The organism is Stenotrophomonas sp. YIM B13575, assembly GCF_042787595.1.
In the GTDB taxonomy this organism is placed as follows: Bacteria; Pseudomonadota; Gammaproteobacteria; order Xanthomonadales; family Xanthomonadaceae; genus Stenotrophomonas; species Stenotrophomonas lactitubi_B.
Genome location: NZ_JBHZOP010000002.1, coordinates 1 through 15,319, shown reverse-complemented (window position 1 = coordinate 15,319; position 15,319 = coordinate 1). Strand labels below are relative to the sequence as shown.

Annotated in this window: 14 protein-coding genes; 5 read left to right on the top strand and 9 right to left on the bottom strand. The window is 68.3% G+C overall.

Annotation, left to right across the window (positions count from 1 at the left end; genetic code table 11):
* Positions 1 to 373: 373 nt before the first annotated feature.
* From ACFX4F_RS00175 to ACFX4F_RS00165, 3 genes are read left to right on the top strand one after another with little or no spacing between them, the layout of a single operon-like run.
* Positions 374 to 943 carry a DUF1190 domain-containing protein gene (locus ACFX4F_RS00175; RefSeq protein WP_032976852.1) on the top strand — a complete coding sequence of 190 codons (570 nt, stop codon included), beginning with the start codon at positions 374 to 376 and terminating at the stop codon, positions 941 to 943.
* Positions 944 to 950: 7 nt separating this feature from the next.
* Entirely contained in the window at positions 951 to 2,129 is a 1,179-nt protein-coding gene (locus ACFX4F_RS00170) for a glutathionylspermidine synthase family protein (protein WP_380651008.1), read from the top strand.
* Entirely contained in the window at positions 2,129 to 2,779 is a 651-nt protein-coding gene (locus ACFX4F_RS00165) for a hypothetical protein (protein ID WP_380651005.1), read from the top strand. Before ACFX4F_RS00170 ends, ACFX4F_RS00165 begins: the two co-directional genes overlap by 1 nt.
* Positions 2,780 to 2,908: 129 nt before the next feature.
* Here the strand turns inward: ACFX4F_RS00165 and ACFX4F_RS00160 are convergent, their stop codons facing one another.
* The 9 genes from ACFX4F_RS00160 to ACFX4F_RS00120 form a co-directional block, all read right to left on the bottom strand.
* Positions 2,909 to 4,207, bottom strand: a complete 1,299-nt coding sequence (locus tag ACFX4F_RS00160) for a DUF58 domain-containing protein (RefSeq protein WP_380651002.1) — start codon at positions 4,205 to 4,207, stop codon at positions 2,909 to 2,911.
* Positions 4,204 to 5,190, bottom strand: coding sequence for a MoxR family ATPase (locus tag ACFX4F_RS00155; RefSeq protein ID WP_025877520.1), 987 nt, complete (start codon positions 5,188 to 5,190; stop codon positions 4,204 to 4,206). The genes ACFX4F_RS00160 and ACFX4F_RS00155 overlap by 4 nt, the downstream gene beginning before the upstream one ends.
* Positions 5,187 to 6,371, bottom strand: coding sequence for a DUF4350 domain-containing protein (locus tag ACFX4F_RS00150; protein WP_380650999.1), 1,185 nt, complete (start codon positions 6,369 to 6,371; stop codon positions 5,187 to 5,189). Before ACFX4F_RS00150 ends, ACFX4F_RS00155 begins: the two co-directional genes overlap by 4 nt.
* A complete protein-coding gene (locus tag ACFX4F_RS00145; protein ID WP_380650996.1) occupies positions 6,368 to 8,002 on the bottom strand; it encodes a DUF4129 domain-containing protein in 1,635 nt (544 codons plus the stop codon). The genes ACFX4F_RS00150 and ACFX4F_RS00145 overlap by 4 nt, the downstream gene beginning before the upstream one ends.
* Entirely contained in the window at positions 7,992 to 8,984 is a 993-nt protein-coding gene (locus ACFX4F_RS00140) for a stage II sporulation protein M (RefSeq protein ID WP_380650993.1), read from the bottom strand. The genes ACFX4F_RS00145 and ACFX4F_RS00140 overlap by 11 nt, the downstream gene beginning before the upstream one ends.
* Complete coding sequence (locus tag ACFX4F_RS00135) at positions 8,981 to 9,670, bottom strand: RDD family protein (protein WP_380650990.1); 690 nt, start codon at positions 9,668 to 9,670, stop codon at positions 8,981 to 8,983. The genes ACFX4F_RS00140 and ACFX4F_RS00135 overlap by 4 nt, the downstream gene beginning before the upstream one ends.
* A gap of 124 nt (positions 9,671 to 9,794) precedes the next feature.
* The gene (locus ACFX4F_RS00130) at positions 9,795 to 10,325 is read right to left on the bottom strand and encodes a gamma carbonic anhydrase family protein (protein ID WP_380650987.1); all 531 of its coding nucleotides are present in this window, start codon (positions 10,323 to 10,325) and stop codon (positions 9,795 to 9,797) included.
* Between the two features lie 176 nt (positions 10,326 to 10,501).
* Positions 10,502 to 12,391 carry a tRNA uridine-5-carboxymethylaminomethyl(34) synthesis enzyme MnmG gene (mnmG, locus tag ACFX4F_RS00125; RefSeq protein ID WP_380650984.1) on the bottom strand — a complete coding sequence of 630 codons (1,890 nt, stop codon included), beginning with the start codon at positions 12,389 to 12,391 and terminating at the stop codon, positions 10,502 to 10,504.
* A gap of 641 nt (positions 12,392 to 13,032) precedes the next feature.
* Entirely contained in the window at positions 13,033 to 13,500 is a 468-nt protein-coding gene (locus tag ACFX4F_RS00120; protein WP_380650981.1) for a hypothetical protein, read from the bottom strand.
* A gap of 159 nt (positions 13,501 to 13,659) precedes the next feature.
* On the opposite strand from ACFX4F_RS00120, the gene ACFX4F_RS00115 reads away from it, so the two are divergent.
* On the top strand, positions 13,660 to 14,622 hold the full coding sequence (locus ACFX4F_RS00115) for a pyridoxal-phosphate dependent enzyme (protein ID WP_380650978.1): 963 nt from the start codon (positions 13,660 to 13,662) through the stop codon (positions 14,620 to 14,622).
* The gene (locus ACFX4F_RS00110; protein WP_099819815.1) at positions 14,619 to 15,251 is read left to right on the top strand and encodes a YdcF family protein; all 633 of its coding nucleotides are present in this window, start codon (positions 14,619 to 14,621) and stop codon (positions 15,249 to 15,251) included. The genes ACFX4F_RS00115 and ACFX4F_RS00110 overlap by 4 nt, the downstream gene beginning before the upstream one ends.
* The last annotated feature ends 68 nt before the right edge of the window (positions 15,252 to 15,319 follow it).

Here is a 15,319-nt window from a genome sequence, read left to right as displayed (position 1 = left end):
GATCGCTCAGATCCAGGCTCGTACGGCGGCCCACGCCGGCTCTCGACACCTACGTTGCCAGATTCCGATCAGATAAGGCTCGGTCGCGCCATCCATGGCGCTCACGCCCCCGCAGCCGGACCCACCCCGCCTTCGACAGTTGTCCGCGATCTGACGGGGGCGCATCCCGTTGCTGCGCAACGGGCTCTGACCCGATTCCTGCTGATGGTGGGTGTCGACCTTGGTCGACACGTGGATCCACGCCATGCGTGGATGGAGCGAGGGACAGAACAACGAAAATGAAATTCCGTTCATCTTTCCCACTTTGCCGATTCCGGTTGTTGGCCGGGATTTGGCATGATGGGGCATTGTTCCGACTTGAAGGCATGAGGCCATGAAACGTTCCCGCACCACCGCGCTGCTGCTGATGAGCGCTGCGCCGCTGCTGTTCACTGCCTGCCAGAAGGAAGAGCAGGTGCAGGTGCAGGAAGGCCTGTATACCTCGGTGGAGGCCTGCACCACGGCTACCGCTGATCCTTCGGCTTGTCGCAATGCATTTGCCGAGGCGCAGAAGAAGTCCGCCGATGCAGCGCCGAAGTACGCGACCAAGGAAGCCTGCGAACAGGACTACAAGCCTGAGCAGTGCGTGCAGCAGCACACCTCGGCCGGTACGTCGTTCATCGGCCCGATGATGATGGGCTTCTTCATGTCGCAGATGCTGAGCAACCGCGGTGGCCTGGCCCCGCAGGCGCCGGCGTCGGCGCCGGCCTACCAGGACAAGAGCGCCGGCTGGGCGCGTCCTGCCCCGGGTGGCAGCGGCGGCCTGAACACCGCCAGCGGCATCGGTGCGGGCAAGGCTGGGCTGGCCCCGGTCAGCAGCGAGCCGAACCGTGCGGTGACCGCCAGCCGCAGCGGCTTCGGCAGCACCAGTGCGCGCCGCAGCGGCAGCAGCGTCGGCGGCTGATCAATCCATGCAACGTATCCGTATCGCCGAACGCGCCCAGTGGCGGGCGCGCGCGGAGGAAGCCGGTTTCCGCTTCCACACCATCGACGGCCAGCCGTACTGGGATGAAAGCGCGTATTACGCCTTCACCCTGCGCCAGATCGAACAGGACATCGAAGATCCCAGCGCCGAGCTGCATGCGATGGCGATGGATCTGGTCGGCGATGTGATCGCCAGCGAGCGCCTGATGGACCAGCTGGCGATCCCCGCGCATTACCGCGACTGGATCGCCGACAGCTGGCGCCAGCGCCAGCCGCACCTGTACGGGCGCCTGGACCTGGCCTACGACGGCACCGGCCCGGCCAAGCTGTACGAACTGAATTACGACACGCCGACCTCGCTGTTCGAAGCCAGCTTCTTCCAGTGGCAGTGGCTGGAGGACCAGCGCAACGCCGGCCGCCTGCCGCAGCATGCCGACCAGTTCAATGCGATCCATGAAGCCCTGGTCGAGCGCTTTGGCGAGCTGGCCACGCAGCTGCCGCCGCCGCTGTACTTCAGTGCGGTGGGCAGCTCGGACGAAGACCGCGGTACGGTCGATTACCTGCGCGACTGCGCCTCGCAGACGGGCCTGCACGGGCAGGCGATCGCCATCGAAGACATCGGCCTGTCCGAAGATGGGCGCTTCACCGCGCTGGACGATACGGTGATCGGCACGCTGTTCAAGCTGTACCCGCTGGAAGACCTGATGGCCGAGGAATTCGGCCGCGCGCTGCCGGGCTCGGGCGTGCAGCTGCTGGAACCGGCGTGGAAGGCGGTGCTGAGCAACAAGGGCATCCTGCCGTTGCTGTGGCAGCGCAACGTCGGCCATCCGAACCTGCTGGAAGCACATTTCGATGACGGCAGCGCGCTGGCCTCGGGTTGGGTGCGCAAGCCGCTGTTCTCGCGCGAAGGTGCCAACATCGAGATGCACCTGGCCGATGGCAGCACGCAGCGCAGCGACGGCCCGTACGACGGCCCGGCGATCCTCCAGCGTGCGCACCCGCTCACCCGCTTCGAAGGTGGCTACCCGCTGATCGGCAGCTGGGTGATCGGCGACCACGCCTGCGGCATCGGCATCCGTGAGGACGACAGCGCGATCACCCGCGACAGTGCGCGCTTCGTGCCGCACGCGATCATCGACGAAGCGCCGACGCGGATCTACGTCTGATGGTGGTGCAACGCCCGCCCGGTCGGCGCGGGCGTCCTGCTCCCGTGCCGGGCCGTCATTTCGACGATGGTCGCGGCCTGAATGCGTTCGCCGACCGCATCGCGGTGCGCTGCCACCGCTGCGATACGCCGGGCTGGGTGCTGGCGAGCTGGCAGCCCTACCGTTGGACGGTGCGTTTCCGCTGCACCGGCTGCAGCGTTGCGCTGGACAGTGGCGACTGGGTGGGCGCGGTGTGCATGCAGGGGCGTCGGCCGTGCGGGTACTGCGGGCACCAATGGCTGTACGTGCATCGCCGGATCGCGTCGGGTGTTCGTTTGCCGGCCACCTTTCCCGCGCGATGTGGGCAATGTGGGCGCAGCAGCGATGTCGACGTGTCGGCCACCCCGCTGCGCGATGCCGAGCCGGCTGATCCGCACTTCGGCCTTCCGCTGCATCTGGTGGAACCCACCCGCGCCGGCCTGCTCTGGGCCTATAACGCCGAACACCTGCAGGCGCTGCACGACTACGCTGCAGCCACGCTGCGTGAGCACGGCGGTGTACGCAACAGTTCGATGTTCTCGCGCCTGCCGCAGTGGATGAAATTGGCGCGGCATCGTGTGCTGCTGCAGCGCGCGGTGGAACGGTTGCAGAAGCGCTTGCTGCAGGGGTAGTGCCGGCCTTGGTCGGTGCCGTTGATTGTGTGCCAACCAAGGTTGGCATCTACCAAGGCGGAGCGTCGGTAGCGCCGGGCCATGCCCGGCGGTTGTGGTGATCCGTCGGCCAGCGGCCGGCATTACCGGTTACAGCAACCCTTCGCGCTTCACTGCCAGGTAGCGTTCCACCAGTGCGGCGGGCAGCGCATCGGCGGTCACGTCCAGCACCATCACCCGTTCGGCACGCAGCGCGTCGTGCGCCTGCGCGCGCTGCTGCAGGTACAGCGCGGCGGCGCCAGCCTGCGCGGCGTCTTCCACCGTATGCACCTCGCCCTCCAGCGCGGCATCCAGCTCGCGCTCGCGCAGGCTGGCCACGCACACCAGGTGGCGGCGCTGCAGCAGGCGCACGGCAGCAAGCAGGTCTTCGATGTCTTCATCGCGTACGTTGCTGACCAGCATCACCAGCGCGCGCCGACGCTGGCGCAGTGATACTTCGGTGGCGGCGGCCAGGTAATCGGTGGCCACCGCCTGCGGCTGCAGGTCGTAGCTGGCGCGCAACAGGTGCTGCACCGTGCCCATGCCGCGCTGCGGGGCCACCCAGCGGCGCTCGCCGCCCACGGCGAACAGGCCGGCGGCATCACCCTGGCGCAATGCCAGGTAGGCCACCACCAGCGAGGCGTTCAAGGCATGGTCGAAATGCGAGAGCCCGCCTTCGCTGGCCAGCATGCGGCGGCCGCTGTCGAGCATCAGCAGCAGCTGCTGGTTCTTCTCGTCCTGGTACTCGCGCGAGATCAGCTTGCGCGCACGTGCGGTGGCCTTCCAGTCGAGCTGGCGCAGGCTGTCGCCGATGCGGTACTCGCGCATCTGGTGGAAGTCGGTACCCTCGCCACGCCGCCGTTTCACATGGGCGCCGACCAGGCGTGAGGCCTGGTCGGCACTGAACAGTGCGAAGCGGGTGAGCGGCACGAAGTTGGGATAGACCCGTACCTCCAGCGCCGGTGGCAGCGTGCGTTGCTGCCACCACAATCGCCACGGCGAGCGGATGCGCAGCTGCACGCCCTCGAAGGCAAAGCGGCCGCGCTGCTGCGGCTGCACGTGGTAATGCAGGGAGCTGACATGGCCGGCCCGCAACGGCACGCGCTGTGGCAGCGATTCCAGTGGCCAACCGCCTGGCACCAGATCGAACACGTGCACGTGCATGGCCTGTTCGCTGTGCAGGCGCAGGCCGATCTCGCGACGCACGCCCAGTGCCAGCGCCTCGGGCACGTCGCGCTCGACGCTGGGCGATGGCCGTCGCCGTTGCCGCCACAGGTCAACCAGTGCCAGCACCGCAATCAACGCGCCGGCCAGCGCCCAGCTCCAGCGCGGCAGCAGGCCGCCCAACACCACGCCTCCCAGCACGGCCCAGGCCAACAGCAACGCCAGCAGCAGCGGCGCAGGCCTCATCGGCGCGGCGCTTCGACCTTGGCCAGCAGCGCACCCAGCACGTCGTCGGCACCCTGGCCTTCGATCTGCAGCTCCGGTGCCAATGCAATGCGGTGGCGCAGGGCAGGGCGGGCGATGTCACGCACATCATCGGGGGTGACGAAGTCACGCCCGGCCAGCACCGCCTGCGCGCGCGAGGCACGCACCAGGGCGATGCTGCCGCGCGGGCCGGCGCCGACGGCGATGCCCGGCCACTGGCGGGTGGCGGCCACGATGCGCACCGCGTAGTCGATCACTTCGTCATCGACGGTGATCGCCGCGGTGGCCTGCTGCAACGCCAGCAGTTCACCGGCACCGAGTACGCGCGGCACCTGGCTCAGGTCGAAATCGCTGGCGGCACGGCCGCTGGTGATCGCCGCGACCATGCGCTTCTCGTCCTCCAGCTGCGGATAGTCGATCAGTACCTTCAGCAGGAAACGGTCCAGCTGCGCTTCCGGCAGCGGATAGGTGCCTTCCTGTTCCAGCGGGTTCTGCGTGGCCAGCGCCATGAACGGCGGCGCCAGGGTGAAGGCCTTGCCTTCGATGGTGACCTGGCCTTCCTGCATCACTTCCAGCAGCGCGGACTGGGTCTTGGCCGGGGCACGGTTGATTTCGTCGGCCAGCAGCAGATTGGTGAACACCGGGCCGCGGCGGATCTTGAAGCTCTCGCTCTTCGGGTCGTACACCGCATGGCCGCTGACGTCGCTGGGCATCAGGTCGGGGGTGAACTGCACGCGGCCATAGTCCAGTTCCAGTGCCTGCGCCAGCGCGCGCACCAGCAGGGTCTTGCCGAGGCCGGGCACGCCTTCGATCAGCACGTGGCCACCGGCCAGCAGGGCGACCAGGATCTGGTCGAGCACATCGGCCTGGCCGATGAAGGCATGGCCGACGGCCTGGCGGATGGCGTCGACGCGTTCGATCAGGCGGGCGGTGGCGGCCGCCGGAAGTTCAGGGGCATCGGTCATAGCAGGGATCTCATCTGGAGCAGCAAGCGGATGCGCTCGCGCAGGGCGGAGGAATCATGCGGCGAAGGCGGCGTGAGTGCACTGGTGACACGACTGACCGGCCATTGCAGCACCGCGGCGATGGCCTGGTCACGCGCAACACCATCGAGTGCGGCAGCCACGGGTGCACGCAGGCGCAGGCGATGCAGGAACAGCGCCTGCACGGCCTGGTAAAGGCGCGCGCCATGCCCGAAGCGCAGCAGCAGTTCGCCACTGGCGCGGACGTGTTCCAGTAGCGAACGGCGCTCGATCACCGGTGCGGGCAGGGCACTGCCGAAGCGTTGCGCGCGCGACCACAGCCAGCCGAGGATCGCCAGCAGCAACGGCACCCACAGTGGCCAGCCCTGGTAGAAGATGCGCGCGGCCAGGGAGGGCGGGCGGCTGCCGTACACCAGCCAGACCGTGCCGCGGCCATAGTTGGGATCGAGCAGGTAGCGTGTCAGGTCGCGGTGCGAGAGATCATGCAGGCCATCGCGGGCAACAGCATCGACAGGGCGGCGGCGCGTGGACGCGTTCGGTCCTTCACCACGCATGACATCCATGTCCGCCAGCACGTCGATGCGGCCCTTGCCGTGCGGCAGGCGCGCGAACACCAGTCCGTCGTTGCCGCCCCAGCGGCGCTCGGCCGTGGCGTTGGCCTGGAAGCCCAGGCTGAAGCGCCGGCCGCCGCAGAACTCGACATGGCTGGGATCATCGACCACATGGAAGGGCTGGCAGTCGCTGCCATGGAACAGGCTGTCCACGCCGATCCTGTCCAGCAAGGGCCCCTGCGTGCTGCTGGCGTCGTCCTCGGCCGGCGGCTGCGTGCGCAGCAGCAGATGGCCGCCGGTATCCACCCAGTCCAGCAGAGCCTGCGCAGTGCGCGGCGGCATGTCGGCGGTGTCCTGCAGCAGCACCAGCGTATCGGTGGCGGCCAGTGGCATCTGTGCCAGGTCCAACCGCTGCCGGGACTGCACCTCGATGCCGTCGGCGCGCAGGGCCTGGCCCAGCACATACAGCGGGTTGTAGCTGGCTTCGCCCTGCGGCGGCAGCACCACGGTCTCGGTCACCTTTTCGTGCGTGCGCAGGAACAGGATCGTCAGCGGTACCCCGAACAGGACCAGTGCGCCCAGCAGCAATGACCAGAACAGGCGCGGCGTCATGCCTGCCACCCGTACTGTTGGCGCAGGGTACTGGCCAACGCATCGAAATCGCTGCGGCTGGGCAGGCGGCCGCCGTAGGCGGCGTACTGCCACATGCGCACGATGCGCGCGAACAGTTCACGGTCGCTGCTGTCGGTCATGCGCCGCGAGGCACGCAGGCACTGAGCTTCGGTCGCACCGGGCGGCAACGCGATACCCGTGCGCTCCACCAGCGTGCGTACGCTGGCGCGATACAGCAGGGCCAGCGCCTGCCGCGGGCGTCCCTGGTCCCACAGCAAGCCGGCCTGGGTCGCTACATCCGGTGGCAGCACCACCGGCATTACCACCTGCTCCTCGGTGATCTGCGGTGCCTGCTTTTCTTTGCGCCGGCCGGAACCGCGCAACCACGGCAGCCACAGCCGCGCGGTCAACAGCAGCACCAGCAGCAGGACGCCCAGCAGTCCCCACAGGCCCCATTCGGCGATCCGTGCCAGCCACAGCTGGCCGCTCCTGCGCGCCTTGCGGTCGGCGTTGCTGCCGGTGTCCTTCTGCAGCTCTTTCTTGTCTTTGTTCTTTTCGGCCGCGTCTTCGATCGGCTTCCACCGGCTGACCTGCCGCGTCGGCCGCTGCAGCGGATCTTCGTAGGCGCGGTTGACGGCCTGGCGGAAGCCAGCGGTATCCACCGGCGCGTCGCCGAAGATCACCGCCGGTGTATTGGCCGGATCGTTTTCCGCAGTGGCCACGTCATCGGCTTCTTCAGCATCTCCCGCCTCTGCGTCTTCATCGGCGTTGGCCGTGACGGTCTGCCCGGCGTCCGGTGTGTCGGCGTCCTGCCCGTGCGCGGGCGCCAACGGCAGCGCCAGCCACAGCAGCAGCACCAACGAAGAGGCGATGGGCAGCAAGCGTTCGCGCAGGCGGCGCAGGGCGATTTCCACGTCCCAGGCTTCCATCTGCGTGCGCCGGTTCAAGTACAGGCCGAAGCCAGCGCCCACGTAGAACGGGCCGATCAGCGCCGCTGCCAGCCAGCACAGCAGGTTGAGGCCAAGCTTGGCCCACGCAGGCGCTTCCACGCTGACCATCGCCCACGCCGCGCGCCAGGATTCGGGTAGCAGTTCCAGGGGTATGAAGATGAAGATGGTGGCGATCGCGCCGACCACCAGCACCAGCTCGAAGGCCAGGCAGATCATCGCCAGCACCAGTGCAGGGCCTGCGGCGCCGGCAGCGACCGCTCGCCGGCGAGCACCGCGCTGTGCGGGCGCATTGCCCTCCAGCAGGTTGACCGGCAGGCACAGGCTGCGCAGGCCGCTGAAGCGGCGCCAGCCCAGGTAGCCCCAGAAGCCACTGCCACCCCACTGCCGCTGCGCGCGCAGTGCAGCGCGCGGACCGACCCGCTCGCCGAAGATGCCGCGCGAAAGTACGTACAGCGGTGCGCGCTCGAACAAGGGCTTGCACCACCACATCGCCAGCCAGGCCCAGCCGAAGGCATCCAGCCACCAGGCCAGCGCATTGAACAGCACGAACAACGGCGCACTGGCCAGCAGCCAGCTGCCCCACACACCGCGTGCATGGCGGCGGGTCAGCGCGGTGCCCAGCTCCATTGCTTCCCAGCTGCTGCGCGCGCGCAGCACCACGTCCAGGTGGTCAATCCGCATGGCTGCCTCCGCGTCCACCGCGCCACAGCCACAGCAGCACGCCGGCCCACAGCACACCGGCCACGCTGAACTTCACTGCGGCCGGGATTTCGGCGATGGACGACCAGAATGCTTCCACGAACGCTGCCAGCAACAGCATGAAGGCCGCGCCCAGGCACAGCCGCGCGCCGATGCGCCCCCCTTCGACCAGCGCATCCAGACGGCGGCGCCGCCCGGGCGCCAGCAGTTTCATGCCCAGCTGCAGGCCGGCACCGCCAGCGATCACGATCGCGGTCAGCTCGAACGCACCGTGGCCGACCACGAAGCGCCAGAACGGGCCGCCATGGCCGATGTGCTGCAGATGGCCGGCCACCGCGCCGATGGTGATGCCGTTGAACAACAGCACCAGCAGCGTGCCCAACCCCGCCAGCAGGCCGCTGGCGAAGGTGCGCAGGGCGATGCCGATGTTGTTCATGATGTAGTAGCCGAACATCATCCAGTCGGTGCCGCTGTCGCGGCCCAGGCGCTCGGCGGATGGATCGTACATGCGCTCCATCTCGGCGATCTGGCCGTTGTCCATCAGCAGGTGGATGCTGTCCGGGTACAGCTGCATCAGCACGAAGCAGGCCAGCGCCGGCACCGCGAACATCGCCAGCGCCGCCCACATGCTGCGCGCCTGGCTGCGCACCAGCAGCGGGAAATCAGCCACCAGGAATTCCAGCGCGCGCCGCCAGCGGGTCGGCGGCGTGCGGTACAGCACGCCATGGCCGTGCTGCATCAGCTGCTGCAGACGCTGCACCAGCTGCGGGCTGTAGCCGCGTTCGCGGGCCAGCGCCAGCTGCTGGCACAGCCGTCGGTAACGCTGCGGGAAGCTGACATCGCCGGCCTCCTCTGCGCCCGGCTTGCGCCGACGCCGACGCGAGGCACCGGCGCGATGCTGCAGCCACTGCTCCAGGTCATGCCATTCCTGTTGATGGCGGGCGACGAACTGTTCCTGCTTCATCGTCGTCCCAGCAACCAGTTGGCCATCGCATACAGGCGCAGCACGCCGACCTGGCCGGACGCGCTGGTCAACGGCTCGGCGATGCCGGCCAGCTCCTGCTGGCGCGCGGGGGACAGGCGTGGCGCGCGCTCGGCGAAGGCCATCACTGCCGCCTGTTCCTCTGGTCGCAGCGGTTGCGGCGGGGCCAGCGCGCTGTCGATGGTGGCCGGCGGCGGCAGGTAATGCGGCGGTGCATGCACCACCATCGTGCCGGCAACCAGATCGCCCAGGCGGCGGCCATGCGGATCGAACAGGCTGCTGATCAGGCCCAGCGCGTAGCCGAAGGGCAGCATGTCCACGGTGCGCAGCAGGTTGCGGGTGATCGATGCCATCCAGCCCACCGGCGCGCCATCCTGTGCCAGCACCCGCAGGCCCAGCACGCGCTTGCCGAGGGTACGGCCCCACAGCGCTTCGCAGACGATGGGGTAGGCCCACATCAGCAGGAACATCAGCGCCATGTACAGGCCGCTGCCGAACTCATCGAGCAGGGCCAGCGGAATGGACAGCGCGGTCAGCGCGCCGAAGCGGACGGCCAGGTCGATCAGCCAGGCCAGGGCACGCGGCATCGGTCCGGCCGCAGGCAACTGCAGCGGCACGCCTTCCGGCGTTACCACCTCGCGGTAGGTATCGAGCATCGGCGCGGCCATCAGCGCGATGGCCGCCGAAGTGGGCGCTGGAGTCCTCTCCGGCGTGCAGCCACGGGCATGGGGGTCTCGACGGTTCCTGGTCGGGCCCAGACTTTAGCAGAGCCCGGCCATTGGCGATGCGGGCTCAGCCCAGGTACTCGTCCTTCAGCCGCACGTAGTGGTCGGCCGAATAGTGCAGCGACTCGATTTTCTTGTCGCTGAGCGTACGCGCCGGACGGGCAGGGTTGCCCACCCACAGTTCGCCTTCGCCCACCACCTTGCCGGGGCCGACCACGGCGCCGGCACCGACGAAGCCATGGCGCTCGATCCGGGCACCGTCGAGGATGCACGCGCCCATGCCGATCAAGCTGTAATCGCCGATGCTGCAGGCGTGGATGATGCAGCCATGGCCGACGGTCACGCCTTCGCCGATCAGGGTCGGGTAGCCAGCCTTGTTGTACGGGCTGTGGTGGCTGACGTGGATGATGGTGCCGTCCTGCACATTGGTGCGTGCACCGATGCGGACGAAATTGACGTCGCCGCGGATGACCGTGCCCGGCCAGACCGACACGTCGTCGGCCAGTTCGACATCACCGATGATGGTGCAGGCCGGATCGACATACACGCGCTGGCCGAGCACCGGCATCTTGTCGCGGAAAGGGCGCAGCGGGGTCATCGGTGTCTCCAGGTGGGGCTGACGCGACGATGATACGCGCTCTGCCGATGGCGACTCCGCGGGCACCTGCAGCGGCCGGGATGCTTCATGCATCCGTGTCGACCAAGGTCGACACCTACCAGAGCGGACCGCAAGTAGATCCACGCCATGCGTGGATGGCATTTGCCGATCCCGCGTTACGCCACGCGTCCGCGACGCGCGCGCTCCAGGTGCACCAGCAGCAGCGAGATCGCCGCCGGGGTCATGCCCGGAATGCGCTGTGCCTGGCCGATGGTCTGCGGACGAACGCGCTCCAGCTTCTGCAGCGCTTCGGCTGACAACCCACGCACGATGGCGTAGTCGAAATCGCCGGCAATCGGCGTTGCTTCATGCCGCTGCTGGCGCTCGATCTCCTCGCGCTGGCGATCCAGGTAACCGGCGTACTTCACCCCGATTTCGACCTGTTCGGCCACCTTGCCATCGGCCACGGCCGGGCCGAGCGAGGGCACCTGCATCAGCTGCGCGTAATCCAGTTCCGGGCGCTTGATCAGGTCCAGCACGTTGGTTTCGCGGCTGACCGCAACGCCCAGCGTTTCCTGTACTTCGCGGCCCAGCGCATTGGCCGGCGTCGCCCATAGCGCGCCCAGGCGGGTGCGCTCGGCGGCCACGGCGGCCTGCTTGGTCTCGAAGGCACGCCAGCGGCGGTCATCGACCAGGCCCATCTCGCGGCCGGCCGGGGTCAGGCGCTGGTCGGCATTGTCTTCGCGCAGCTGCAGGCGGTATTCGGCGCGGCTGGTGAACATGCGGTACGGCTCGTTGGTGCCGTGGGTGATCAGGTCGTCCACCAGCACGCCGAGGTAGGCTTCGTCGCGACGCGGGCACCAGCCATCCAGGCCACGCACCTGGCGTGCGGCGTTCAGGCCAGCCAGCAGGCCCTGCGCGGCGGCTTCTTCGTAACCGGTGGTGCCGTTGATCTGGCCGGCGAAGAACAGGCCGTTGACCAGCTTGGTTTCCAGCGAGGCTTTCAGTCCGCGCGGATCGAAGAAGTCGTATTCGATGGCGTAACCAGGGCGGGTGATGTGCGCGTTGGCGAAACCGCGGATGCTGCGCACCATCTCCAGCTGCACGTCGAACGGCAGCGAGGTGGAAATGCCGTTGGGGTAGATCTCGACGATGCCCAGGCCTTCCGGCTCGACGAAGATCTGGTGGCTGGCCTTCTCGGCGAAGCGCACCACCTTGTCTTCGATGGACGGGCAGTAGCGCGGGCCGATGCCTTCGATCTGGCCGCTGTACAGCGGCGAGCGGTGCAGGGCGTCGCGGATGATCTGGTGGGTCTGCTCGCTGGTGTGGGTGATCCAGCAGCTGACCTGCTGCGGATGCTCGTCCACCGAGCCGAGGAAGGACATCACCGGGCGCGGCGTGTCGCCGGGCTGTTCGTCCATCACGCTGTAGTCCAGCGAACGGCCGTCGATGCGCGGCGGCGTGCCGGTCTTCAGGCGGTCCACCTGGAACGGCCGCTCGCGCAGGCGCGCGGCCAGTGTGGTGGCCGGCGGATCGCCCATGCGGCCGGCAGCGTACTGGGTCGGGCCGACGTGGATCTTGCCGGCCAGGAACGTGCCGGCGGTCAGCACCACGGCCTCGGCGTCGAAACGCAGGCCGGTCTGGGTGATGACCCCGCGCACGGCGTCGCCCTCGATGATCAGGTCATCCACCGCCGCCTGGAACACGGTCAGGTTGGCCTGGCCCTCGACGATGGCGCGGATCGCCATGCGATACAGGTTGCGGTCGGCCTGGCAGCGGGTAGCGCGCACGGCCGGGCCCTTGGAGGCATTGAGCGTGCGCCACTGGATGCCGGCGCGGTCGGCGGCATGCGCCATCGCACCGCCGAGGGCGTCGATTTCCCTGACCAGATGGCCTTTGCCGATGCCGCCGATGGCCGGGTTGCAGCTCATCGCCCCCACCGTTTCGATGTTGTGGGTCAACAGCAGGGTGCGCACGCCGGTACGGGCCGCAGCCAGCGCGGCCTCGGTGCCGGCGTGGCCACCGCCGATGACGATGACGTCGTAACGATGGAAGGAATCGATCATGGGGGCTGTTCAGCAAGGGGCGGGCGCAGCCGGGGAGCTGCGCCGGGCTGGCGATTTTAGCGCCAATCGGGGCAGGGGCGTCGGCGCCGGCCGGCTGGCGTCGAAATCAACCCTAAAGTTGGCAGGATTTTTGCAGATAACCCAATAGCACCCACCGTGGCTGGCGCCGCAGGCGCTGGTGACCGGAATTGGAACAGGGGCCGGTACAGGCGCACGGTGGGGAAGCAGAGGGGCCGGCAGTCGGGGGACTGTCCGGCCCTGTTTTTTTTTGTGGCTTCCGGGAAAGCGACATCCACGCACGGCGTGGATCTACTGTCCTGGTGCCCGGGCTGCGACCAGACATGGCGTGAAAACGGCCCCCGCGCGCAGTGTCCAGGTAGATCCACGCCATGCGTGGATGCCGTTGCGGCGTCCCGAACAACAAACGGCCCCGCAGTGCGGGGCCGTTCGTCTTCAAAGGTGCCGACATCCGACAGGGCCGGAACAGGGGGGATCCAGATGTTCCTGTCGGATATCGACGCAGAGCTGTTTGGGACGGGCCCTTAACGTTTTTGTCACTTTGTGACGCTGGCCGTCACCACCTGCGTAGATTGAGGCTTGGACCGTGTGAAATGCAAGATGGAACAAGCGTCAACTGTGCGCTATCTCTCACGATCCATCGCGCGCCAGGGGGAACTGTTCATCCTCGGCGCACGCGGAGCCGGAGCCGGGCGGGCCTGCGGCGGCGATGACGGACGTTCGACCCGCTGCGCGGGCTGCGGCGGACGACGCATCGAATCCATGTTGCGCCACGGCGAGCCGCCATTGTTCTGGCGCGGCGGCGGTGGCGGACGGTTCTCGCCGCCATTGCCCGGACGCGGCGGCGGGCGGTGGTTGTGGTGCGGCGGGCGGTAGATCGGCCGCTGGTAGTACGGGCCGCCGTAGCCGTAATAGCCACCGCCGCCGTAATACGGATAGCCGTAATCGGCCGGATAGCCATAGGGGTAGCGGTACTCCACCGACGGCGCGCCGTGGTAGTAACCGCCGCCGCGGCCACCGACATAGTCATAGGTGGTGCAACCGGTCAGGGCCAGCAACAGGCCACCGGCAAGCATCAGGCGCGTTTTCATGATGGGTCCCCCCAGAGGACGGGTATGCAGGCAGCTTCGGCCGCCGGCGTTGAATCAGCCCTTAATTCCGCCGCCCAGGATGAATGGCGGTGTACGCCAGCATGCTGGCATGACCGATGGCGCCCTCGCCAGCGCGGAGGCATACGTTAATCTTGCGTCATGAGCGATTCACTGTTGCCCCGCGCTGATGACGTCCTCGCCGCCGCCGCGCGGATCGCGCCCCATGCCAGCGTGACCCCGGTGCTGCGCTCGCGCACGCTGGACGCACTGGCCGGCGCGCAACTGGCGTTCAAGGCCGAGCACCTGCAGCGGGGCGGCGCGTTCAAGTTCCGCGGTGCCTGCAATGCGGTGTGGTCGCTGGATGCCGATCACGCCAGTGCCGGTGTGGTGACCCATTCCTCCGGCAACCACGGCGCCGCGTTGGCGCTGGCGGCCCGCACCCGGGGCATTCCCTGCCACGTGGTGGTGCCCGAAGGGGCGGTGGCCGCCAAGCTGGCCAACATTGCCCGGCATGGCGCCACCCTCTGGCGCTGCCCGGCCACCATTGCCGATCGCGAGGCCACCTGCGCCAAGGTGCAGGCCGATACCGGCGCCACCCTGGTTCATCCGTACACCAACCCGGCAGTGATGGCTGGGCAGGGCACGGCCGCGCTGGAGCTGCTGCACAGCGAGGGTCCGTTCGACGTGCTGGTGGTGCCGGTGGGCGGCGGTGGCCTGGCCAGTGGCACCGCATTGGCCCTGCAGCACGCCAGCGCGGAGACCCGGCTGGTGGTGGCCGAACCGGCCGGTGCCGACGACACCGCCCGTTCGCTGGCGGCTGGCAAGCGGCAGGAAGCATTTACCCCGGACACGATCTGCGACGGACTGCGCACGCTGATCGGCGCACCCAACTTCGCGCTGCTGCAGTCTGCGGGCGCGGAGGTCATCGTGGTTGACGATGCCGCCACCATGGCGGCGATGCGCCTGCTGTGGGACGTGCTCAAGCAGGTAGTCGAACCGTCCTCGGCGATCGTGCTGGCGGCGGTGCTTGCGCAGCCTGCGCGCTTCGCCGGCCTGCGCGTGGGGCTGGTGCTGTCCGGTGGCAATGTCGATCTGCCTGCCCTGCGCTGGGGAGCGCCATGAGCCGCGGCCGCCATCGCGAACGCACCGGCCTGCTCGGTTGGTTGTGGCGGTTGTTCGTATTACTGGTGATCTGGCTGCTGGGCGTGACCGCCTGGATCGTCTGGGTCGGCGAACGCGACCAGGCGGCCAAGGCGGACGCGATCATCGTGCTTGGCGCGGCCGCCTATGATTCAAAGCCCTCGCCGGTATTTGAAGAGCGCATCCGCCATGGCCTGGATCTGTACGACGCCGGCTACGCGCCACTGCTGATCTTCACGGGTGGCTATGGCGGCACCGGCGCGCGCTTCTCGGAATCTCAGGTGGCGCGGCGCTACGCGCTCAAGCACGGCATTCCCGATGACGCGATCCTCATCGAGACCGCCTCGCGCAATACCGTGCAGAACCTGGTCGAGGCCAAGCGGCTGATGGACCAGCGCAAGCTGCATTCGGTGATCATCGTCAGCGACCCGCTGCACATGGCGCGCGCGCTGCGCCTGAGCAAGGCGCTGGGCATCCAGGCGTTGGCATCGTCCACGCCGAGCACTCGCTTCCGCAGCTTCCATACCAGCTGGCGCTTTCTGGTGCAGGAGATCTACTTCTTCCACCGCGACCTGGTGCGGCCGCCGCTGAGTTCACCGGCCAATACCTGAGCGGCTGCCGCTGCGCTCGCCGGGCATGGCCCGGCGCTACCCATAACGCGCGCCTGGTAGCGCCGGGC